The organism is Actinoallomurus sp. NBC_01490, assembly GCF_036227085.1.
GTDB classification, from domain to species: Bacteria; Actinomycetota; Actinomycetes; order Streptosporangiales; family Streptosporangiaceae; genus Actinoallomurus; species Actinoallomurus oryzae.
In genome coordinates this window covers 2,613,912-2,635,536 of sequence record NZ_CP109433.1, presented here as the reverse complement: position 1 = coordinate 2,635,536, position 21,625 = coordinate 2,613,912, and the positions used below count along the sequence as shown (strand labels likewise).

Annotated in this window: 16 protein-coding genes and 1 pseudogene; 8 read left to right on the top strand and 9 right to left on the bottom strand. The window is 67.7% G+C overall.

What is annotated here, in order from left to right; genetic code table 11:
- Window positions 1-580 precede the first annotated feature (580 nt).
- Together OG417_RS12900 and OG417_RS12895 are read right to left on the bottom strand one after the other, a co-directional pair.
- Window positions 581-2,149, bottom strand: a complete 1,569-nt coding sequence (locus OG417_RS12900) for a class I adenylate-forming enzyme family protein (RefSeq protein ID WP_329254728.1) — start codon at window positions 2,147-2,149, stop codon at window positions 581-583.
- Window positions 2,150-2,210: 61 nt separating this feature from the next.
- Window positions 2,211-2,609 (bottom strand): annotated as a pseudogene (locus OG417_RS12895) (SAM-dependent methyltransferase); the annotation flags it as partial.
- Between the two features lie 608 nt (window positions 2,610-3,217).
- Between OG417_RS12895 and OG417_RS12890 the strand changes: the two are divergent.
- Both OG417_RS12890 and OG417_RS12885 read left to right on the top strand, forming a co-directional pair.
- A complete protein-coding gene (locus tag OG417_RS12890; protein ID WP_329254726.1) occupies window positions 3,218-3,973 on the top strand; it encodes a L,D-transpeptidase in 756 nt (251 codons plus the stop codon).
- An 81-nt stretch (window positions 3,974-4,054) separates the two neighbouring features.
- Window positions 4,055-4,759 (top strand): choice-of-anchor P family protein, encoded by a 705-nt coding sequence (locus OG417_RS12885; RefSeq protein WP_329254723.1) that lies wholly within the window; start codon window positions 4,055-4,057, stop codon window positions 4,757-4,759.
- A gap of 634 nt (window positions 4,760-5,393) precedes the next feature.
- On the opposite strand, the gene OG417_RS12880 is transcribed toward OG417_RS12885, so the two are convergent.
- A complete protein-coding gene (locus tag OG417_RS12880; protein WP_329254720.1) occupies window positions 5,394-6,743 on the bottom strand; it encodes a serine/threonine-protein kinase in 1,350 nt (449 codons plus the stop codon).
- 594 nt (window positions 6,744-7,337) lie between these two features.
- Between OG417_RS12880 and OG417_RS12875 the strand changes: the two genes are divergently transcribed.
- Window positions 7,338-9,041 carry a GMC family oxidoreductase gene (locus tag OG417_RS12875; protein WP_329254717.1) on the top strand — a complete coding sequence of 568 codons (1,704 nt, stop codon included), beginning with the start codon at window positions 7,338-7,340 and terminating at the stop codon, window positions 9,039-9,041.
- Window positions 9,042-9,139: 98 nt separating this feature from the next.
- On the opposite strand, the gene OG417_RS12870 is transcribed toward OG417_RS12875, so the two are convergent.
- From OG417_RS12870 to OG417_RS12845, 6 genes are all read right to left on the bottom strand, one after another.
- Complete coding sequence (locus OG417_RS12870) at window positions 9,140-10,000, bottom strand: fumarylacetoacetate hydrolase family protein (RefSeq protein WP_329254714.1); 861 nt, start codon at window positions 9,998-10,000, stop codon at window positions 9,140-9,142.
- A gap of 52 nt (window positions 10,001-10,052) precedes the next feature.
- Window positions 10,053-11,117 carry a Gfo/Idh/MocA family protein gene (locus OG417_RS12865; RefSeq protein ID WP_329254711.1) on the bottom strand — a complete coding sequence of 355 codons (1,065 nt, stop codon included), beginning with the start codon at window positions 11,115-11,117 and terminating at the stop codon, window positions 10,053-10,055.
- Between the two features lie 29 nt (window positions 11,118-11,146).
- Complete coding sequence (locus OG417_RS12860; RefSeq protein ID WP_329254708.1) at window positions 11,147-11,977, bottom strand: carbohydrate ABC transporter permease; 831 nt, start codon at window positions 11,975-11,977, stop codon at window positions 11,147-11,149.
- Between the two features lie 4 nt (window positions 11,978-11,981).
- Window positions 11,982-12,968 carry a carbohydrate ABC transporter permease gene (locus OG417_RS12855; RefSeq protein WP_329254704.1) on the bottom strand — a complete coding sequence of 329 codons (987 nt, stop codon included), beginning with the start codon at window positions 12,966-12,968 and terminating at the stop codon, window positions 11,982-11,984.
- A gap of 27 nt (window positions 12,969-12,995) precedes the next feature.
- Entirely contained in the window at window positions 12,996-13,901 is a 906-nt protein-coding gene (locus OG417_RS12850) for a 3-keto-5-aminohexanoate cleavage protein (RefSeq protein WP_329254701.1), read from the bottom strand.
- A 101-nt stretch (window positions 13,902-14,002) separates the two neighbouring features.
- Window positions 14,003-15,352 (bottom strand): ABC transporter substrate-binding protein, encoded by a 1,350-nt coding sequence (locus tag OG417_RS12845; protein WP_329254698.1) that lies wholly within the window; start codon window positions 15,350-15,352, stop codon window positions 14,003-14,005.
- 439 nt (window positions 15,353-15,791) lie between these two features.
- On the opposite strand from OG417_RS12845, the gene OG417_RS12840 reads away from it, so the two are divergent.
- From OG417_RS12840 to OG417_RS12820, 5 genes are all read left to right on the top strand, one after another.
- Window positions 15,792-16,829 carry an alcohol dehydrogenase catalytic domain-containing protein gene (locus OG417_RS12840; protein ID WP_329254695.1) on the top strand — a complete coding sequence of 346 codons (1,038 nt, stop codon included), beginning with the start codon at window positions 15,792-15,794 and terminating at the stop codon, window positions 16,827-16,829.
- A complete protein-coding gene (locus OG417_RS12835) occupies window positions 16,826-17,668 on the top strand; it encodes a sugar phosphate isomerase/epimerase family protein (RefSeq protein ID WP_329254692.1) in 843 nt (280 codons plus the stop codon). The genes OG417_RS12840 and OG417_RS12835 overlap by 4 nt, the downstream gene beginning before the upstream one ends.
- Window positions 17,669-17,680: 12 nt before the next feature.
- Window positions 17,681-18,451, top strand: coding sequence for an IclR family transcriptional regulator (locus tag OG417_RS12830; RefSeq protein WP_329254689.1), 771 nt, complete (start codon window positions 17,681-17,683; stop codon window positions 18,449-18,451).
- A gap of 330 nt (window positions 18,452-18,781) precedes the next feature.
- A complete protein-coding gene (locus OG417_RS12825; RefSeq protein WP_329254686.1) occupies window positions 18,782-19,939 on the top strand; it encodes a glycerate kinase in 1,158 nt (385 codons plus the stop codon).
- A 316-nt stretch (window positions 19,940-20,255) separates the two neighbouring features.
- The gene (locus OG417_RS12820; RefSeq protein ID WP_329254683.1) at window positions 20,256-21,617 is read left to right on the top strand and encodes an MFS transporter; all 1,362 of its coding nucleotides are present in this window, start codon (window positions 20,256-20,258) and stop codon (window positions 21,615-21,617) included.
- The last annotated feature ends 8 nt before the right edge of the window (window positions 21,618-21,625 follow it).

The following is a 21,625-nucleotide window of genomic DNA, read 5'->3' as shown; positions in this document are numbered from 1 at the left end:
CAGGACACTCCACCGTTCGGCACGGCATGCCATCACAGGCCCGGCGGTGGGCACCCGGGTGGTGGCCCTGACCGCTGGGGCCTTCGCTGAGCGCACCACGGTCGGCGTCGACGGATTGGCCCCGGTTCCGGAGTCGGTCGACCTGGTGACCGCGGCGGCGTTGCCCGTGGCGGGTCTTGCCGCCCTGCGTTCTCTGCGCGGCCGGGCTGACTTCGCGGAAGCGGGTCCTGGTCACCGGCGCATCGGGCGGTGTCGGCCGGTTCGCCGTGCAACTGGCGGCGCACGCAGGCGCCCACGTGATCGCCTCTGTCGGCTCGGCCGGCCGCGGGGAGGGGCTGGCCAAGGCGGGTGCCACCGAAGTCCTGATCGGGCTGGCGGACCTCGACCGGCCGGTCGACATCGTGATCGACAACGTCGGCGGTCCGCAGATTTATCGGCACCCTCACGGGCGTGGCACCGCCACGTCGGCCAGGCATTCCCCGCCGAGTTCGAGCATCGGCGTCAGATCCGCCACGGCCTTACCCGGATCGTGCACGGTCCGAGGACGACTGAGTGGAGCGCCAAAGGCTATGGCGAAGGCTCAAGGCTGGTGTTTCGAGAGGCTGCGTTCCTTCAGCAGCGCCTTGTGGATCTTTCCGACGGGGGTCAGTGGCACCTCGGCGGTAATGACGAGTTGCCGGGGCACCTTGTAGTCGGCCAGCCGGTCCCGGCAGTAGGCGGTGAGTTCCTCCACTGTGGGCGGATCGGTCTCCGGGCGCGGCACGACGTAGAACCGGCCGACCTCACCGAGTATCTCGTCGGGCACACCGATCCCGGCGGCCATTGCGACCTTCGGGTGGGTGGCCAGCACGTTCTCGATCTCCACCGGGAAGACGTTGAAGCCGCCCTGGATGTACATTTCCTTCTTGCGGCCGCGCAGCACCAGATGTCCGTCGGGCTCCGCGGCGACCATGTCCCCGGTGGCCAGCCAGCCGTCCGGTGAGAAGACCTCGGCGGTCTCCTCCGGCATGTCCCAGTAGCCGGCGGCCACGCACGCGCCACGGACCTGGAGTTCGCCGGTCTCGCCCGGCGGCAGGACGGTCCCGTCCGGTCCGGCCACCCGGGCCTCGAAGTCACCGATCATCACGCCTAGAGTGCGGGAGACCGTCTCGGTGTCGTCGTCCGGCCGCGACAGCACGCACGCCCCCGAGGACTCCGACAGCCCGTACAGCCCGTACAACGACGCCTCGGGGAAGCCACGCCGGATCGCCTCGGCCAGCGCCGGCTCCACGTTGGACCCGCCCGCGGTGCAGATCCGCACCGACGAGACGTCGTGGTCGGCGAAGCGCTCCCGGCCGAGCATGAGCACGTACATGGTCGGCACCGCACCCAGGAAGGTCACCCGGTTGCGCTCGATGGCGCGCAGCGCCGCATCCGGGCTGAAGGCCGGCAGCAGAGCCACCGAGGCGCCGCTGACCAGCGCGGCCATGATCGTGCAGGTGATGCCGCCGACGTGGTTGAACGGCAGGTGCCCGAGCAGCACGTCGCCCTCGCCCATCGCGCAGTGGCTCGCCTGCGCCGTTGCCGAGGCCAGGATGCTGCGATTCGTGATCACCGCGCCCTTGGGCCGGCCGGTCGTTCCCGAGCTGTAAAGGATCGCCAGCGGATCCGCCGGAGCCACCGCCTCGCGTGCCGCCGCCAGGGCCGCCGGATCGACCGATGTCGCGGTCAGCTCGTCGAACGACGCGCTCCCCGCGAACCCCGTGCCGAAGAACACGTAGTCACTCACGCCAGGGACCTGTGGCCGGAACCCCGCGAAGAACGCCGCGAAGTCGAAATCAGGGGTGGCGTCGAGGCAGATGACCATCCGGGCGCCGCTCTGGCCGAGCATGTGGGACAGCTCCTGCTCCCGGTAGCGCACGTTGAGCGGGACGACGATGGCGCCGATCCGCGCCGCGCCGAAGAAGGCGGCCAGCCACTGCGGCGTGTTCAGCCCCAGCAGCCCGATCCGGTCGCCTCGCCGGATCCCGCGAGCCAGCAGCCCGGCCGCGACAAGGTCGGTCAGCTCATTGAACTCGGCGAACGTGATGGTGTCCTCGCCGTCGTACAGGAACGCTTTGCCTCGCGCCATCGCGTTCTCAAGCGTGGCCCCGACCGTTGTCGCTCGCATGTCGTACTTCCCCTCGGCTGGTGCCTTCACGATGACTGATCGTGGGCGGTCCGCCATCACCTCACGGCTTTCGGCCGACGCCCGCGTAGAACCAGATCCGCCGGGCCGTTTCCATGCTCACCGGGCGCTCGGGGCGCCACAGCGGCGCCCACACCAGCCCGAACGCGGCCAACGCGAAGTCGCCGAACAGGCCCATCACCTCGTCTCGGGTCGCGATCAGCAGCAGCCCTATCGGCCTGCTGAAATCCAGCAGCCGCTTGATCTCGAGGTGGTCCAGGATCTCCCACGGCCGGCGTAGATCGGTCTGGATGATCTCGGTGCGTCCCGAGCCGGCGAGCAGTGCCCGCCCGTGCGCGACCACCTGCTCGTCGTAGTCGACGTAGACCACGCGGACGCCGGGGTTCACCGCGTGCGCGATCTGGTGCACATTCTGCTGGGTGGGAAGGCCAGTGCCGATGTCGAGGAACGGGCGATATTCGGCACAGTTGGGTTAAATCCACCCAGTCGAGACCGCTCGCCTGCCATCGTTTCTCCCCCGCCCCCCCACCCATACCGACCCTTACTAACAGGCTACGCGGTTTACTGTTTGCCACGCTTAACGGTCTTGTCACCTCATAGCGGCGCGGGGCGGCCCGGGCGCTGAAGGCGCCGCCCTTGGCGGCCTCGGTGAAACGGCCGGCCCAACGAGCCCGGACCGAGTCTCGGCGAAGAACGATCGAGCGGGCCAAAGGGCGATCCGCCGAAGCGTTGAGCCCGCCCGCGTGGCTGTGACGCTTCGCACCGCTCGGACGGTGGAACCGGTGTTGGTCCTTGCCTCTCTTTCGCGAGGTCCTCGTCGCGGGCGAACCGCATTCAACGCGCCGAGAGACAAGGGCTTCGTTCCCATGCCTGAATTGTGCCTATATAGGGCCGTCTAAGAATCTTTGGGGCGCCGTGCAACCTATGGCGGCTTCTATGCGTATTTGACGACGCAGATGAGAGAGCGGAGTTCTCGTGAACGAATGTTTTCAGCGCTCGTACGGTCGTGCGGCACGGTCACGCGCGCCCCTCAGCACGCCACAAAGGCTGGTGGCGGCTTCGGTGGTCGTGGTGGCCGCCGCCACCGTGTCGACCGGCTGCGGAGGGCATCACCAGACGGGTTCGGGCGGGAGTCCGACGCCGGCCACGGCGGCGTTGCCGCAGGCGACCACGTTCACCACGCTGAAGGGCCTGTCGCTGGATTCCGGTACGGCCGGCGGCGGTGGCGGCACGGTGGTGCATCCTGCGGTGTCGGTCCCGATATCGGCCACACCGGGCGGGCCGCCGGTGGCGGTGCTCCCCAGCAAGGAGTTGGGCGGCCCGACCTGGGTGCCGGTCGTGGAGACAAAACCGGGCTGGCAGCGGGTGTTGTTGCCGTCCCGGCCGAACCGTACGACGGGATGGATTCCCACCAGCGGCAAGGAGCAGACCGCGCACAGTTCCTACCTCATCAAGGTCCAGCGGTCCGCGCGGCGGCTCACGCTCATCAAGGCCGGCCGCACGCTCGGCACCTGGAGCGTCGCGGTCGGCGCCGCCAAGACGCCCACACCCACCGGGCGTACCTTCCTCCTCGCCTCACTGGCTCCCGCCAAGGCGACCTACAGCCCGCTCATCCTGCCGCTCGGCGCACACTCCGACACCCTGGACTCGTTCGGCGGCGGACCCGGCACGGTGGCGCTCCACGGCTGGCCGGACACGTCCGTGTTCGGCAAAGCGGCCACACATGGCTGCGTACGGGTGCCCGCGGACGCGCTGAGCAAACTGTCCCGAGTACCGCTCGGGACCACTGTCTGGGTCACGGACTGATCTCGGTCACGTACCCGGCCTCATGAAGACCGACCCCCGCTTCGGTCACGACCCCCTTTTCACCTTGAAGGAGACATTTCTGTGCGTCTGACTCAACTGACCGTGATCGCGGCTGCCGCGGGTGTGATCGCCACGCCGCCGGCCATCGCGGCTCCCGCCTCGGCGACCGCCGCGGGAAGTGGCTCGGCGTTCGGCATCGCCGCCACCGGCCTGGTGACCATCCCCCCGACACCGGCCGTGTCGTCCGAGGCCAAGCAGCCGGCCCGCAAGAGACTCGCCGGGCTGCCGTCCAATCCACTGGTGTCCGCGTCGGTGTTGTCGGTGTCCGCCTGGGCCGGTCACGGGCGGGCCAGCGTCACCGACGTACGGCTGGCCAAGGCCGGGCTGTCGGCCAAGCTGGTGTTCGCCAAGTGCGAGAACGGCAATGGCGTCTCCCACTTGGGCAAGGCCACTCTGGCCGGTAAGAAGCTCAAGGTGAGCCCGAAGCCGAACACCCGCATCACGGTGCCGATCAAGGGCGTCGGCACGGCCTCGGTGATTCTCAACAAGCAGGTCCAGGGCCCCGGCGGCGGCATCACCGTCACCGCGATCGAGCTGAACTTGCGCCTCGCGGCGGGCAAGACCCAAACCGTCGGCATCGCCTCAGTCACCTGCGGCCCCGCGAAGTCGGAAACCCCGCCCCCCGGCGACCCGGGTACCCCCAGCCCGACGCCGACCACGAGCACGCCGCCTGGTGAGGCACCGGCGCCCACCCCGGTCCCCGGCGACCTTCCCGTGACCGGCTGACATCACACCCCGACCGTCGCGGTGGGGAATCAGCGCACCGATCCCCCACCGTGACCGCACGCCACGATCGCCGGCCAAACAGAAGCCCGCCGAAACCCGACAACCAAAACATCCCACGGGATGAACGGCGAACGCCGCGACCGCCGTTCTCCCGCCGTACCCGTCCCCCGCAGACCCGCAGCGACCGCGCACGCCGGGATGTCACCGTCGCACATCCCATCGCCAAACGAACCGCCGCCGGCTGGGACCCACAACCGAGGAGACGACCGTGGCTGACTGGCGAATCGACGCCGACACACTCACGCTCACTGAAAAGGGACGACCACGCCCGAACGGATACACCTGGGCCGAATTCAGCGCGATCGAGCGTCCGGCCTGCCCTACCTGCGGCGAACCGATCTATGTCACTCCGATCGGCGTTGAAACCCCCGGAAGCGATGAGACGCTATACGTCCCTGGCCATGTCCGATGCGTACACGGCTGCTACCGCCGCTGACCGGCTCGAACCAGCCACAACGATCACTGGCCGCGAGGCCGCCCGCAGGCGTGCGCGCACGAGGTCAGCCGAAGCCTGCTGCCGAGTGCGGAACCCACCTTCCCTGAAGCTTCTGCAGATTTTCGGCCCGTGGAGGTTCTAGTCGGGCGGGAGCAGCTTGTCGATCACAGTGGTCGGCGGTGCGCTCGTCGCGCGGGTCACCGTTCTTCCAGTGGTCCCTACGGGGCCCTGGTCGGCGTCGGTGCCAGAGCGTTGTCTCCCGTCATGGCCCGTGGGGCTCCCAGAAGGCCGGCGGGGCGGGCTCGGAACGGCGGTTGCCCTGCGCGGTGTCTCCGTGGAACGGGCATCCCCACCGGCCGATCCCCGAGGCCGCGGGGAGACCGGGCGGTAGGGCGTGGCAGATCGGGTCGGTGGCGCCGCGGCGGCGCCGGGTTTTCGGCCTACCAGCCAATCGATGCGGGCCGCGAGCATCGCGGTCACCGCCGCGACCACCGCCAGCACCACCGAGGCACCGGCGAATGCCCTCACGCGCCGTCGTGTCGCGGAAGCACGCTGGGAGTGCCGCGGGCGACGGGGCTCCCGGCCCGGCGATTCGACACGGCCCTCGGACACGACGGCGGCCTCAGGTCCAGCGGCGGCCTCGGGATCGGCGGGGGCCTCGGGATCGGCGGGGGCTTCAGCGACCGGGCGGACCTCGGGACTGAGCCAGGCGGAAAGCTCGCGGGCGGACGGACGTTCCGCCGGGTCCTTGGCGAGCGCCGCCTCCACTGCTCGCCGCAGTGACGGCTCCAGCCCGTCGAGATCGGGTGGCTCGTGGATCGTCCGCTGCGCGACCGCTTCGAAGTCGCCCTGGCCGAAGGGATTACGGCCAGTTCCGGCATAGGCGAGAAGGCAGCCCCAACCGAACACATCGGCCGCAGGAGTGGCGGGGCCTGTGGTGAGCCGTTCCGGTGAGATCCAGCCAGGGCTACCCATCACGACGCCGCTGCTGGTCATGCCCCCGGACGCCAGGATCTGCCGGGCGATACCGAAGTCGATCAGGCGAAGGCCAGAAGGGGGCAACAAGACGTTGGCCGGCTTCAGATCCCGATGGATCAACCCGACGTGATGGACAGCGGCCAGCGCACGCGCGACGCCCATGGCCAGCGCCCGCAGCTGCACAGACGGGAGCGGGCCGTCGTTCTCGACGATGTCCTCAAGCGAACGGCCTTGCACATACTCGGTGACGATGTACGGCGGCATCTGATCTGTACCGTCAGCCAGCAGCCGAGCCGTGTACGCCGACGGAACCCGACGTAGGCAGGCCGCCTCGGCTCGAAGGCGGCGCCGCTCCTGGTCGGTGGCGTCCTTGTAAGCGGCCTTGACGGCGACGAGGCCACCGCGCCGATCACTCGCCAGATAGACGACGCCCATCCCCCCGCATCCCAATCGGCCGACCAGCTCATAGCCGCCGATCTCGGCAGGATCCGTGGCCTCAAGCAGCTTCACACCGGGAGGCAGAACCGAGCCTCCTTCGCCAGTCGCTGACAACGACACCATCCGTACGCCCCTCCGACCGTCGAGACGACTCCAGCCAACAAGACCTTGCGGACGCTCCAGACTTCGAGGCGAAACCCGAAACGGCAGACGCAGCGGCCACCGAAAACTCGGCCCTATCACACTCAGCGCCAGACCCGACGAACCTGTTACCGCTAGTTATCACCAGTCACGGAACCGCGATCCAGCGCCGTGACATGCGAGCACCCAACGAGCACCCACAGCGCCGACGACGCGATCACTAGCGTGTTGCGGTAGATGCAACTTATTCCTCTACTGCAACGCAACATGGCAACACGGCGGTCGACGTCCCACCAGGTGACCCAGCGGCGATCTAAGGGCAAATGACGGGGTTGACATGCTATTCCTGCCCGAATAACGTCACATGGCACCCAACATCGTCGTGCAACGTAGTTCACATAGCGCAACAATATTGACCGAACCGGCTGGCCGGTGCAGCGGTCATGGCAGGCGCGTTGCACACCCAGCGCGAACACCGACTTCCTGGTCGTCGAGGAAGTGCAGGTTGGCAAAGGAACGACTGAGATGAGTCCTGCGACACCCGTGTCGTCCCGTCGGTACGACGTCATCGTTGTGGGAGGGGGAACGGCCGGCTGCGTCATGGCGAACCGGTTGTCTGAGCGGGGAGCGTACGTTCTCCTGTTGGAGGCCGGGCCTGACACCCCGCCCGGAGCGGTGCCCGACGACATCAGTGACCTGTACCCGCGGTCCTACTACAACGCCAAGTACATGTGGCCTGGCCTCGAGGCCCGTCAACTGGGCCACGACAGGCGACCCAGCGGCTTTCCCCAAGCCCGGGTCATGGGCGGCGGATCGACCGTGATGGGCATGGTCTCCTTGCGCGGCGTTCCGCACGACTATGACGAGTGGGCCGACGCCGGCGCGAAGGGCTGGGCGTGGAACGACGTGCTGCCGTTTTTCAATCGGGTGGAGACCGACCGTGACTTCTCCGGACCGATGCACGGCGGCCAGGGCCCCGTGCACATCCGCCGTGCCCTGCCCGCCGACTGGCCTCCGTTCTGCGAGGCGGTTGCCGAGGCCGGCGGCCGGCTCGGCTGGCAGACGCTCGATGACCTCAACGCCGACTTCCGCGACGGGTATTCGGGACTGCCGTTGAGTGCCACGCTGTCCGCCCGGGTGTCCGCGGCGTCGGCTTACCTCACGGCCGAGGTCCGCCGGCGGGACAACCTCACCGTCGAGTGCGACACGGTCGTCGCCAGGGTGCTCTTCGACGGTGACCGGTGCGTGGGGGTGGCGGCCCGGCGCGACGGCCGGGAGTTCCACATCCGTGCGGGACACGTCGTACTGTCCGCCGGGGCCATCCAGTCGCCCGCGTTGCTGCTGCGCTCGGGCGTCGGTCCGCAACGGCAGTTGGGCCGGTTCGGCATCGAGGTCGTGGCCGACCGGGAAGGCGTCGGTGCGAACCTGCAGAATCATCCGGTCGTCTATCTCGCCGCACACGTGCGCAGAGAGGGACGCCAGGCGCCGTCGCTGCGGCCGGGATTCACCACCGGACTACGGTTCAGTTCCGGTACCGCCCCGGACCGGCAGGGCGACATGCTCATGTTCGTACTGAACAAATCGTCCTGGCATGGGCTCGGCAGTTGCGTCGCCGGGCTCAGCGTCGGCCTGTACAAGCCGGACTCGCGCGGCACGGTGTGCCTGCGATCCGCTGATCCACAGGTCCGGCCGGCCATCGATTTCAACATGCTCTCCGAGCCCAACGACCTGCAGCGCATGATGGACGGCTTCGAAGTGGCCGCCGAGCTCATGCGCGATCCCGCCGTGATGGCGATCCGGAACGAGGCGTTCGCGGCAGGCTATTCCCGGGTTGTGCGCGCGCTGAACCAGCCAGGTACGGCCAACGTTGTGGTGACCAACAGCTTGTCCACATTGCTTGATGGCCCGTCCACGCTGCGCCGCCTGCTGCTCAAGTGGGGCATCGCCGGCGGTGACGTCGGCGAGGGCCGGCTGGCCAGCCCGCAATGGCGGGCCAGGACGGTCCGTCAACGCAGTTTCGGCACCTATCACCCCGTCGGCACCTGCGCGATGGGTGACCCCGCCGACCCGACCTCGGTCGTCGCTCCGGACTGCGCCGTGCTGGGCGTGTCCAACCTCAGCGTGGTCGACGCCTCGGTGATGCGCCGCATCCCTCGGGGGAACACGAACCTGCCTACTCTCATGGTCGCCGAGCGTGCGGCCGAACTGGTCACCAAGAACCTGAGCTGACCGGGGCCGTTTCGTCCGATCCCAGCCGGGCGAAAGCCAAGCCCGCGTCGTCTGGTCTCGCCGGGCATACGTCAGGCGAGACCAGACCGTTTGCGCGGCTACGGAGCGGCGACGACCGCCTGGCTCTGCCGGCCCAATCCGTCGATGCCGAGCTCCATGCGGTCGCCGGGCCGCAGGTAGACCGGCGGCGTAAGGCCCATGCCGACGCCCGCAGGAGTCCCGGTGTTGATCAGATCGCCGGGTTCAAGGACCATGAACCGGCTCAGATGGCGAACGATGAAGATGGGGTCGAACAGCATCTTCGAGGTCGAGCCGTCCTGCCGACGCTCTCCGTTGACGTCGAGCCACAGGCCGAGGTCCTTGACGTCGCTGATCTCGTCCGGCGTCACCAGCCACGGCCCGCACGGGTTGAACGTCTCGGCCGACTTGCCCTTGATCCATTGCCCGCCGCCGTGCTGGAACTGGAAGTCACGCTCGCTGACGTCGTTGACCAGTACGTATCCCGCGATCGCGGCGCGCGCGGCATCGTCGCTGTCGAGGTAGCGGGCCCGGGCCCCGATGACGATGCCGAGCTCCACCTCCCAGTCGGTGGCCGACGATCCGCGCGGGATGTACACGTCGTCGTTCGGCCCGACCAGCGTGTTCGGGGCCTTGGTGAACACGATCGGCTCGGCCGGCGGCTCCTGGCCCGACTCGGCGGCGTGGTCGGCGTAGTTGAGCCCGACGCACAGGATCTGGTGTGGCCGGGTGATCGGTGCGCCCACGCGTTCGCCGGCGAAGCGGTGGACCGACCCTGAGGCCACCCGCTCGGCGACGGTCGCCGCGAGCGCTTCGAGGCCGGAGGCGAAGAATGACCCGTCGAAGTCGGTCACGACGTCGGACACGTCGACATAGGTTTCATCGTTGATCGCGACGACCGGGCGCTCCGCGCCACGGTCCCCGATCCGCATGAGTCTCATGAAGATTTCCCCGATGCAGGTGTGGTGTTTCGGTGGGAGGTTCTCGCCGGCGTCACAGACCGGCCGCGGCGTCGGCGGGGATGCTGACCGTCTTGCCCGACCGGATCGACTCGTAGGCGGCCTCGACGATCCGCAGGGCGTACACGGCGTCACCGGAACTGATCAGCGGAGCCCGTCCCTCCACCAGCGACTGCACGTAGTCGGTCACCTCGGTGAGCACGGACTCGTAGTGCCAGCCGCCCGGGTGCCACGCGTCGGGGCCGAACGGGACGTCGCCGACCGCCTCGCCGGCGAAGTCGTACTGACCGCGGAAGAGCTTGACCACCGGCTCGGACATCTGGTCGACGAGGATGCCGCCGTCGGTCCCGTACAGCTCGAGACGCTCGCTGTGCGGAACCTCCGACACGGAGGTGAACCCGCACGAGAAGTGAGCGCCGCTCTTCATCCGGCCGTACACCTCGGCGGTGTCCTCGATCTCGTTGTCGATCGGAAACACCTTCTTGGCGATGCCGGTCAGCTCGTCGATCTCACCGAGCAGCCACTTGAGCAGGTAGAACGAGTGCGCGCCGGTGTCCATGACCAGGCCGCCGCCCATGGCGAACTCGGTCCGCCAGTTACCCTTCATCGACAGGTGGGCCTTCTCGTTGGAGCGCAGGTACGTCCTGGCGTGGACGACCTCACCGATGGCGCCCTCCTGCACGAGCCGGTGCACCGCCTGATAGGCCGCCATGTAGCGGGTGTTCTCCGCGACCATGAAATGGACGCCGGACTCCGCCGCCTTCTTGTAGATGGCCACCGACTGCTCGAACGTCGGCGCGACGGGCTTTTCGAGAAGAAGGTGTTTCCCGGCGTCCAGCACCGCCATCGCGGCCTCGTAGTGCAGGTGGTGCGGCAGGATCAGGTCCACCACATCGACCGCCGGGTCGTTGATCAGGTCTTCGAGGTTGGAGTACGTCTTAGCGCCGAATTCGTCGGCGAACTTCGTGGCCGCCGTCGCGTCGACGTCGCAACCGGCCACGAGATCCACGACGTCGGACATCCGCTGGTACGCCGCCGCATGCGTCTTTGAGATCAGGCCGAGACCTGCGATGCCGACGCCCAGCTTCGACACTGCCATTTTTGTGTCTCCTAGATGAATTGAGAGGGCTAGCCCTTCACCGCGCCCGCGAGGACGTCGGCCCCGTAGCGACGCTGGAGCAGGTAGTACACGACCATGACCGGCAGCGCGACCATGATCGCCGCCGCGCAGGTGATCTGGTAATTGCTGCCGTACTGCAGACCCACGAAGTAATTGAGCGCGGCCGGAACCATCTGCAGATCCGGCTTCGAGATCATCACAATCGCCAGCAGCAGGTTGTTCCACGTCCAGATGAAAAGGATGGTGCCGAGGGCCATGATCGGCGAACCGGCGGTGGGCACGACGACCCGCCACAGCGTCTGCCACCGGTTGGCCCCGTCCGACTGCGCCGCCTCCAGGAGTTCCCGCGGGAACGATCTGAAGAACGCCGTCATCCAGAACGTGCCGAAGGCCATCGAGCCGCCGATGTCCGGCAGGATCATCGCCCAGTAGGTGTCGACGAGGTTGTACTGCCGGAACTGGTAGTAGAGCGGGATGACGGTCGCCTCGTACGGCACGATCAGACCGAGGACGAACAGGGCGAACAGGATCGACGAGCCGCGGAATCTCATCGTTCCGAACGCGTAGCCGGTCAGGATCGACAAGAACACCGACACGACCACGACCACCACCGACAGGATGATGCTGTGGAGGAGCGATCGTCCGATGCCCGCGTCTTTGTTGTGCCACGCGCTCGTGAAGCTGCCCAGCGACCAATGGTGCGGGAAGGCCAGCCCGCTCACGGACGCGTCCGGTGGGTTGAATGCGACGAGAACCGTGGAGATGAACGGGTAGATCGCGAAAAGCGCGAAGAGGAAGAGGACGACGTAGGAGAAGGTCTGTTCGCGTCGAGAATTCATTGTGTTACTCCGATCGGATGACCCGGTTGGCCACACCCACGCCGACGAAGATGACGATCGTGAGTAGCACCGCGATGGCTGCTCCCGGCCCGATCTGGCCATTGACGAATACGTCTCGATACATCATCAGAGACGGTGTGGTGGTGGCGTAGCCCGGTCCGCCCTGCGTGGCCATCAGGGGCAGGTCGAAGACGCGGAGAGCCATGATGAGAGTCATCACCAGCGCCACCCGAAGCTCGTGACGAACCCCGGGCAGCGTCACGGCGAAGAATTCCCGCACCGGGCCCGCACCGTCGATGCGGGCCGCTTCGTACAGCTCTTTCGGGATGTGCTGGGCGCCGGAGAGCAGCATGACCAGCACGAACCCGAACGTGGCCCACAATCCGACGATCCCCAGGGCCGGCAGTGCCAGGTGGGTGTCGCCGAGGAACGGGCGCACGAAGCGAGATCCCAGGAAGAACTTGATGATCTCGTTGACCGAACCGTCCAGCGCGAAGATCCAGCGCCACGCGATGGCGACGACCGCCAGGGCGATCGTGTACGGCAGGAAGAACACGAACCGGAAGAAGGCCAGCCCTCGGATCCGGGTTCGCGCGATGATGCCCACGAGGCACAGCGCGATCACTACCGGCAGCACGCAGCTGAAGACGACGAAGACGACCGACACCTTCAACGCCGACCAGGTGTTCGGGTCGGTCAGCACCTGTTTGAAGTTGTCCAGTCCGACGAAGACCTGCTCCGAAAGCCCGTCCCAGGAGAAAAAGGACAGGCGCACAGTGTCGATGATCGGAACGATGACGAACAACGCGTAGAAGGCGAAGCCGGGCAGGATGAGAAAGTACGGCACCGCCCGGGCGTCGTCGGGCCGCCGATACCTGCGGCGGTGCCGCCGACCCGACGACTCCTTCGTGCGGGCGTTCGTAGTGACCGTGGCGGCCATGGTGGATCTACTCCCTAGATGCCGGGGCCGGCGCGGCGGTGGTCTCGCCACCCGCCGCGCGGCCTGTGCTCAGCAGGCTCACTCGCCGTTCCCGGCGGCCGCCGGCGTCTTCGCGTTGAGGCCGGTGATCTCACGCGCTTCCTCGGCGGTCGCCGGCTCGCGGCCCATGAGGCGGGCGATCTCGACGATCTTGTCGACGAGTTCGGCGTTGGTGCGCGACGGCGAGCCGTCCGGCAGGTACGGGTTGTCCTCCCACCCGACGCGCACGTGACCGCCGAGGCTCAGAGCCAGGGCGAGCAGACGCCACTGCATCTTCGAGTTCATGACGCTGCAATTCCAGTTGACCCGGGGCGGCAGGTGCCGGACCAGGTACAGCAGCGCGTCCTCGGTGGGGGGCGTCCAGGCGCCGCCGGGCCAGCCCAGAAAGAGCGTGGTCCACACCGGGTCGTCGAGCAGGCCCCGGTCGCGGATGTACTCCAGGTTCCAGAACGCGCCGGTGTAGAAGGACTCCACCTCCGGCTTGACGCCGTGCTCCTGTGCGGCCTTGCAGAAGGCCTCCAGCTCGGAGCGCGGGTGGATCGCGTACTGCTCGTTCGGCGGGTAGGCCGGGTCGGGCTGGAAGTACTCGTCGTGGACGTTGAAGGCGTAGGACATCATTTCCGGCCGCAGCTTCATCAGCTCGACCTTCTCTTCGAGCCGGGCGCTCGCGATGCCGAACTGGACGATGGCGTCCCGCTGGGAACGGATGCTCTCGGTGAGGTCGCGCCATCCGTCGAAGTCGGTACGGGACAGCTGACGGCCGTCCTCCTGAATCGTGTCCTCGAGGTAGTGCACACCGTGGTGGTGCACGAGGGACGCGCCGGCGTCGATCGCCCGGACGTATTCGTCGGCGACGGCGGGAACGTCGTCGATCTTCGGCATTCCCTTGAAGCCGGGATACGACATCGAGCAGTCGACGGTTACCGTGATGACGACCTTATCCATCAATGGCCTTTCTGGCTTGCCGGTGCGTAGGTCCTACGGCCGGGTCGGCATGGGGGTGGTGGAGTCGGGCGCCTCGCCCGCCGGACGAGGCGCCCGAGCCGCTAGGAGCGGGTCTTCATGTAGTCGGCCCAGTTCTTCTGGACCTCCTGGTCGTACTTCTGCGGGGTGATCTCGCCGGACAGCAGCCGCTGGGCCTCGGATCCCTGGAAGGTCAGCATCGTCGGCGTCGGCCAGTCCTCCCAGGTGAACAGCCCGTTCTCGGCGTTCAGCCGCTTGTACTCGCTGACCATCTGCTTGAGCAGCGGGTCACTGATCGCCGCGTCGAGGCCGGCCTTGGTCGCGGACGGGCGGCCGGCTGCGGTCTGCGCGGCGATGGCCTCGTTGCCGGCGGTCACGTAGTTGATGAAGGACGCGGCGCAGTCCGGGTACTTCGTCTTGGCGGAGATGGAGAACGGGAGGCTGTAGCCGCCGACGGCCGCGTGCTTGCCACTGTCTCCGGCCGGGAAGAGCATGAAGCCGGCGTCGTCGCCCAGCGCCTTGCTGACATCGCCGACGGCCCACGAACCGGTGATGAAGAAGGCGGCCTTGCCCTTACCGAAACGGTTGGTGGCGTCCGTGAAGCTCGTCGCCAGCGCGTCCCTGTTGAAGTACCCGTTCTGCATCCAGGTGCGGAAGTCGGTCGAGCCCTTCAGATGCCCGGCGTCGTCGTAGGTGCTGCCCTCCCGGTTGAGCACCCAGTTGTTGATCGCGCTCGGCGAGACGTACCACCCGTTGAACAGCGACAGGTTGTGCAGGGCCGGCCATTTCTCGGAGTCACCGAGCATGACGGGCGTGACGCCCGCCGCCTTGGCCTTGTCGAGGGCCTGGAGGAACGCCGCCTTGTTGTCGAGGGTCTTGACGTCGGTGATGCCCAGCTTGTTGAGGACGGCCTTGTTGTAGAACACGCCGACGTACTGGATGGCGGGCGGCACGGCGACGAGGTGGCCATCGCCGATCGTCTTACCGTCGTCGGTGAACTTGTTCACCATCAGCGCGGAGTCCGGGAACTTGTCGTTCCAGCCGAACGCCTTCGCGTACGGGTCCAGGTTCATCAGCAGCCCGGCCTTCCACAGGGCGCCGTTGATGGCCCATCCCTCGTTGCCCTGCATGACGTCCGGCGGGTTGTTGCCGGACATCACGAGCTTGATCGTGTTGGCGGACGAGGCCCAGTCCTTGATCTGCAGGTTGACCTTGACGTTCGTGTTGGCCGCCTCGAACGACTTGACCTGCTTCTTGAACTCGTCGGCGATGGCCTCGCCGGCCTCGGACATGCCGACGGTGAGGCTGATGTTTCCGTACTTGGTGCATGACGTGCCCACGTTCGTCAGCGCCTTCGCCGGTTTCGGACTCGGGGAGCCCGCACAGCCCGTGATGCCGGCCGCGACGGCCGCGGCGACAGCGGTCAGAACCATCGCGGAGCGACGGTGTCGGAACATGCTTTCCTCCAGCTCATTGTTCGGAGAATGAGCCACAGAACCTCCGCGCCTACGCCGGAGGACTTCTATGGGGGTGACTCCTCGCGCCTCTTGTCGGGATCTGATCCACAAGATGGGCGGCGATGAGGACGGCCGGCTTCGTCGGGGCACGACCGGCTCGGGAGAGCGGTAGCGATCCCCTGGTTGTTGCACCGAGCGAACTGTGTTGCACGAAAGCGCTTCGCGGGCTCAGACGCTATGAGCGAGATGAACCTCATGTCAACCCTTGTTACGTGCTTGTTTCCTGGCGACGGGTTGCATATCGACGGACGGTGTGGCATCACTGTGTTGCGAGTAGGCGACTATGGTTGCGGATCTTGCAACGTTGGTTCTGGGCTGAGCGGGCGAAGCGAACCTGACCGGAGGAAGGTGTCCAGTGGAAGCACCCACGACGACGGCGACCATGCGGGCGGCCGTGGCCACCTCGATCCCGAGCGAACGGCTCGAGTACACGCACGTCGCCCATCCGGTACCCGAGGCCGACGACGATGTCGTGCTGCGCGTCCAGGCATGCGGCATCTGCGGCACCGACCTGCACATCCTCGCCGGGCACTCCTACAAGCCGGTGCTCCCGTTCGTTCTCGGCCACGAACCGGTCGGAATCGTGGTCGACGCCGGGCCGGCGGCGCGCGAGTGGATGGACCGCCGGGCCACCATCACGCTCTTCACCGGGGAGGGCTCGTGCCCGGCGTGCCAAGCCGGCGATGAGCGGCTCTGCCCGGACCTCGTCTCGATCACCGGTGTCCTCGGCGTGTGGGGCGCCTACGCCGAATATGTCCGCGTCCACGCACGTCAACTCGTCGAGGTGCCGTCGAGCCTGTCGTGGGCCGACGCGGCCTCGCTCGTCGACGGCGGGGCGACCGCCGCGAACAGCGTCCGTGTCGCACTGACCCACGAACCGAGCCGCGTGCTCGTCCTCGGCGGCGGCCCCATCGGCTACCTCTGCGCCGAACTGCTACGCGTGCGCGACGTCCCGGTCCAGGTGGTGGAGCCCAACCCGCTGCGCCGTGAGGCGCTCGAAGACATCGGCCACGATGTCGTGCCCTCGATAGAGGCCGCCGTGACGCCTCTCGACGCCGTCATCGACTGCACCGGTGTCCCCATGGTCATGTCGCCGGGCCTTGAGTCCCTGAACCCGCACGGCATATATGTGCTCGCCGGTTACGCGCGTGTACCCGAACTGGACTTCGCCGTCGTCTCCCGCAAGGAGGTCGACATCCGCGGGATCCGATCGGGTCGTCGCGAGGATCTGGAGTCGGTCATCGCGCTCGCCGCGGCCAAGAAGATACATCTTCCCGAGATCGCCCAATGGCGGCTCTCCGCGGCGAACGACGCGCTCACCGCGCTGCGCGCTCAGCAGGTGCCCGGTAAGGCGGTCATCGTCCCCGACAGTGTGTGGAAGGACAACTCATGAAGCTCGCGCTGGATCCGGCCATGCTCCGGGCAAAGCCGGTCGAGGCCGCCGCCCGCGCCGCCGGCGAGGCCGGCTACCGATACCTCGAGATGGGCAACCGCGACGACTTCATCCCGGCGTTCGGTCCGATGCGCGCCACGCCGACCGAGCTACGCGGCTTCCGGGACGCGGCGAGCGCCGCCGAGGTGGAGATCGCCTCGGTCGCCGTGATCCAGTCCTGGTCCAGCCCCGACGAGGACGCCCGTACCCAGGCGGTCTCGTGGTGGAAGGACGGGATCGCCGCGGCGGTGGAGCTCGGCTGTCGACGCATCAACACGGAGCTCTCCGGCCACCCGGACCAGCCGGACGCATGCCGGGCCGCGTTCCTGCGTTCGATCGAGGAGCTGCTGCCCGTACTCGATCGAGAAGACGTCGAGATCGTCGTCGAGCCGCACCCCTGGGACTTCATCGAGACGACCACCGCCGCAGTCGATCTGATCAAGCAGGTCGACAACCCCCGGCTGCGCTACCTGCACTGCGTGCCGCACACGTACCACCTCGGCGGCACCGTTACCGAGCAGGTGGAGTACGCCCGCGGCTGGTTCGACCACGTCCACATCGCCGACACGTTCCGGCCCGAACGCACGATCGTCAACCCTCCGAAAGTCTCGTGCCGTATTCACCAGCACTTCGACCTCGGCCGCGGTGAAATCGACTGGCCGGACGTACGCCAGGCCCTGGAGTCCATCGGGTTCGACGGTATTCTTACGATCCAGGTCTTCGGATGGGAGGACCAGGCCGAAAGCTCCTTCAAGACGTGCCGCGTCGCCCTGGAGCACTTGTTCGGCCTGAACAACTGAACGGCCCCGACTATGACGACAAAGCAGAAACCCGATACGAGTGCTCCGCCTGAGGGCGAGGGCCGTGCCGGGTCGGTGGTCCAGCGTGCACTGCACGCCATCGAGCTTCTCGCGGTCGAACCTCTCACCGCCGCCGAACTCGCCCGTGAACTGGACGTCAACCGCAGCACCGCGCTGCGGCTTCTCTCGGAGCTGGTCGCCACCGGTTACGTTGCTCGCGACCCGGCGACGAAGCGTTTCGCGACCGTCTCCGCCAAGTTCTACGGCCTGATCCAGACGCCGGACACCGACTGGAGCCAGATTCTCGACCCCGTCCTCGCGTCGATCCGCGACGAGTTCGGCGACGCGACCATCCTCGCGGCGCCGGCCAAGGACACCATGGTTTACCTGGCGTTCTTTCCGACCGTTCACATGGTGGCGGTCTCCGAACAGCTGGGCACGGTCCGGCCGATGCACTGCTCGGCGCTCGGAAAGGCGTACCTGTCCGCGCTGGACGCGGAGACGCTCGACGTCAACCTGGCGCGGCTGTCCTATGCCGGTGGCACCGAACACGCGGCGAAGGGCCCCATCGAGCTACGGCGCCGAGTGGAAGAGACACGCGAAGTCGGCTACGCCGTGGACAGAGACGAGACCTTCGACGGCGTCAGCTGCATCGCGGTGCCGGCGCGGATTCGCGGCTCCCTGATCGGCGCGGTCGGGATATCCGGGCCGTCCAGCCGGCTCCCCGACTCGCGGATCGAGGAACTGGGGCAATATCTGATCAAACGCATCTCGGGCCTGTGACCCTGCGCCCGTCGAAAACCAGGTCAAGCTGCGTGTCCCTGTTGGGCCCCGCTCCTTGGGTCTTCGAGTTCCTGCCGATGACGCGGACCTGATCCACCTGCGGGTCGGCGGATCGAATGCCGCCCTTTTCTCGGCGGCCTGATCGGGGCGTACGAAGAGCAGCGTGAGCACGGACGCGTTCGGGTGACGCGGAGAACCCGTCCCGCGACCCCCTCGATCACTTGCCCTACGCCGCCCGTATCGGAGGTCACATAGTGCTCGCCCACTCAACGCCTGCTCCGCCGTCCGCCGGGCGGCCGGTCTACGCAGACGGAAAGCCGCAGGGCAGCGATGTCGCGTAGGTCCCTGCGGGACTCGACCCGCCGAGTTGTCATCGCCCCGGACTCCTTCAAGGGAAGCATCGAGGCGGTCGATGCCGCAGCGGCCTTGGCGACGGGATGGACCAGGCGCCGACCAGGCGACGAGGTGATCTGCGTGCCGCTCGCAGACGGCGGCGAGGGAACTCTCGACGCCCTCGCCAGCGGCCTGCCATCCCACTGCCGGCGCACCGCCACGGTGCACGGCCCGGCCGGCGAACCGGTCGAGGCGACGTGGCTGCTGCGACCCGACGGCACGGCTGTGGTGGAGCTGGCCCAGGCCGCCGGCATCACCCAGCTGGACACTTCGCGGCCGCTGAGTTCCACCACGTTCGGCGTCGGGGAGTTGCTGCGGCTGGCCGTCACCGATCCCGCCACCACGCGCGTGCTTCTGGCACTGGGCGGCTCGGCCACCACCGATGGCGGAGCGGGCGCTCTGACCGGCCTCGGCGCCCGCCTTCTCGACGCGGCCGGCCACGAACTTCCCCTGGGCGGCGCCGCGCTCGCCCGACTGGCCTCCGTGACGCTGGACGATCTCCTGCCTGGGCCCATCGCCGGCCTCGAGTGCCTCGTCGACGTCACCAACCCGTTGCTCGGCGACAATGGCGCGGCCGCCGTCTACGGACCGCAGAAGGGCGCCACCACCGCCGACACCGCCGTCCTCGAAGCCGCTCTGACCCGATATGTCACCGTCCTCGGCTCAGCGGCGCCCCGGCCGATGGACCCCGACACGCCCGGTGCAGGCGCCGCCGGAGGCACCGCGTTCGGGCTGCTTTCCTGTTGGGCCGGTCGATTGACCAGTGGAGCGGCCGCCGTCGCCGACGCCGCCGGGCTACCGGCCCACCTCGCCGAAGCCGACATCGTCATCACCGGTGAAGGACGCTTCGACCGGCAATCAACCCACGGCAAGGTCGTCGGCCACGTCCTCGACCTGGCCACAGAGCGCCGGACCCCCGTGGCCATCGTCGCCGGAATCCTTGACATGGCACCGCCCCCGCCCGCCTACACGGCAGTCTCGCTGACCGGGCTCGCGCCCACCGTTTCGGCCGCGATGCGAGAACCTGGCCGCTGGCTGGCCGCTGCCGCCGACGCGTTGGCCGTACAGGTCAGCTCGGACGAACCTGCCTTTTGAAGAGAGGCTGAATGCCGACTCGCCCGCAGACGCAGCCCTCGCCCCCCGCCCGCGCCGCAGGACAGATCGGCGCCACATACCCCACGGCTCCAGCGTAGGACGTTCGGCGCCGTCTTGCGGAGAAGCACGCGAAACCGCAGGTCGCACCATGCCGAGACCGGGTTTCGGGGCTGAAAACTTTTAGCGTCCCAGCCATTGACGGCCAAACGTGACGCTGGCTACATTCGCCAGAATGATGATTCTGGAATCTATGCTCTAGAGCATCTGCCTACGGGTCGGTGTGTCCCGTGGCCCTCAGTCCAAGGCAGGGAGCAACGTGGCAACGGAAAACGTGCTCGAGTCGCTCAAGACCCGGCGAATGTCCCCCATGCAGTACGTCACAGTGATCGTGGGCCTGGCCCTGGTCGTCCTCGACGGATACGACATCGCCATCACATCGTTCGCCTCGCCGTTCATCGCGGCCGGGCTGCACATCAACCCGACCCGGCTCGGCCTGGTGGGGTCAGGCGCGCTGGTGGGTCTGTTCATCGGTACAGTCGTGATCGCGCCGTTCGGCGACAAGATCGGCCGCCGCAACACGGCGATCTTCGGCGCGGTCCTGGTCGCAGCCGGGATGGGAATCTCCACGTACGCGTCCACCTTCGGGCTGCTGGCCTTCGGGCGGCTCGTCGCAGGCGCCGGCATCGGCACGCTCATCGCGTCGGTCGCCGTCATCTTCTCCGAGTTCGTCAGTTCCAAGGCCTACGCGGTGGTCATGGCCCTGTACGCGGCCGCCATCCCGCTCGGCACGCTGATCGGCTCGCAGTGGATCGGCCCGGTCGTCGCCAAGCACGGCTGGCACGTCGCGTTCGGTCTCGGCACGGTCGCCGCTCTGGCCTGCATACCGCTCACGGTGTTCCTCCTGCCGGAGTCGCTCGCCTACCTGGCGATCTCCCGCAAGGCGGACGCACTCAAGCGGTTCAACAAGACACTGCGCCGCGTCGGCATCGCCCCGGTGCCGGAGCTGCCCCGGGCGGAGAACCTGATCCCGGTCAAGACGCCGGTCACCGTCGTGCTGAAGGGCTCGCTGCTGCGCAGCACCGTGCTGTCGACCGTTGGCTACTTCCTGTTCATGCTCGCCTTCTACTTCGCCACCAACTGGGCACCGAACTACATGGCGGCGGTCACGCACAACCCGCTGACCGCTCCCCACCTGATGACCTGGTACAGCGTCGGCGGCATCATCGGCGTCGCGCTGTTCGCCGTCCTCGCACAGCGGATCAACCTGGCCCTGGCGACGGCGGTACTGCTGGTGGCCTCCGCGGTGCTGCTCGGCGTGTTCGGCCACGCGGCGACCGTCCAGGTCACGCCGTACCTGGCCATCGCGGCGCTGTCGTTCTTCCTGTCCGCGGCCACGGGCGGCTTCTACTCGATCGTGCCCCGGCTGTATCCGGAGAAGGCCCGCTCTACGGGTTACGGCCTGGTGATCGGCATCGGCCGGGTCGGCGGCATCGTCGCCCCGACGCTCGGCGGCTACTTCTTCACCGACAAGGTCGACCCGCAGCTGACCTTCTGGGTCTTCGCGATCCCGCTGGTGCTGTCCGCTGTGGTGGTGCTGGCGCTGAGGGCCGACAAGCGGTCGCCGGCAGGCGACGAGGCGGCGGTCACGGCACCGGCCGTGGCGACGACGCAGGGCTGAGCCCAGCC

Coding starts and splice junctions, on each gene's coding strand:
- OG417_RS12850 (WP_329254701.1), bottom strand. CDS start 13,901: ATGGATAAGGTCGTCATCACGGTAACCGTCGACTGCTCGATGTCGTAT.
- OG417_RS12825 (WP_329254686.1), top strand. CDS start 18,782: ATGTCGCGTAGGTCCCTGCGGGACTCGACCCGCCGAGTTGTCATCGCC.
- OG417_RS12870 (WP_329254714.1), bottom strand. CDS start 10,000: ATGAGACTCATGCGGATCGGGGACCGTGGCGCGGAGCGCCCGGTCGTC.
- OG417_RS12900 (WP_329254728.1), bottom strand. CDS start 2,149: ATGCGAGCGACAACGGTCGGGGCCACGCTTGAGAACGCGATGGCGCGA.
- OG417_RS12860 (WP_329254708.1), bottom strand. CDS start 11,977: ATGAATTCTCGACGCGAACAGACCTTCTCCTACGTCGTCCTCTTCCTC.
- OG417_RS12845 (WP_329254698.1), bottom strand. CDS start 15,352: ATGGTTCTGACCGCTGTCGCCGCGGCCGTCGCGGCCGGCATCACGGGC.
- OG417_RS12875 (WP_329254717.1), top strand. CDS start 7,338: ATGAGTCCTGCGACACCCGTGTCGTCCCGTCGGTACGACGTCATCGTT.
- OG417_RS12865 (WP_329254711.1), bottom strand. CDS start 11,117: ATGGCAGTGTCGAAGCTGGGCGTCGGCATCGCAGGTCTCGGCCTGATC.
- OG417_RS12835 (WP_329254692.1), top strand. CDS start 16,826: ATGAAGCTCGCGCTGGATCCGGCCATGCTCCGGGCAAAGCCGGTCGAG.
- OG417_RS12830 (WP_329254689.1), top strand. CDS start 17,681: ATGACGACAAAGCAGAAACCCGATACGAGTGCTCCGCCTGAGGGCGAG.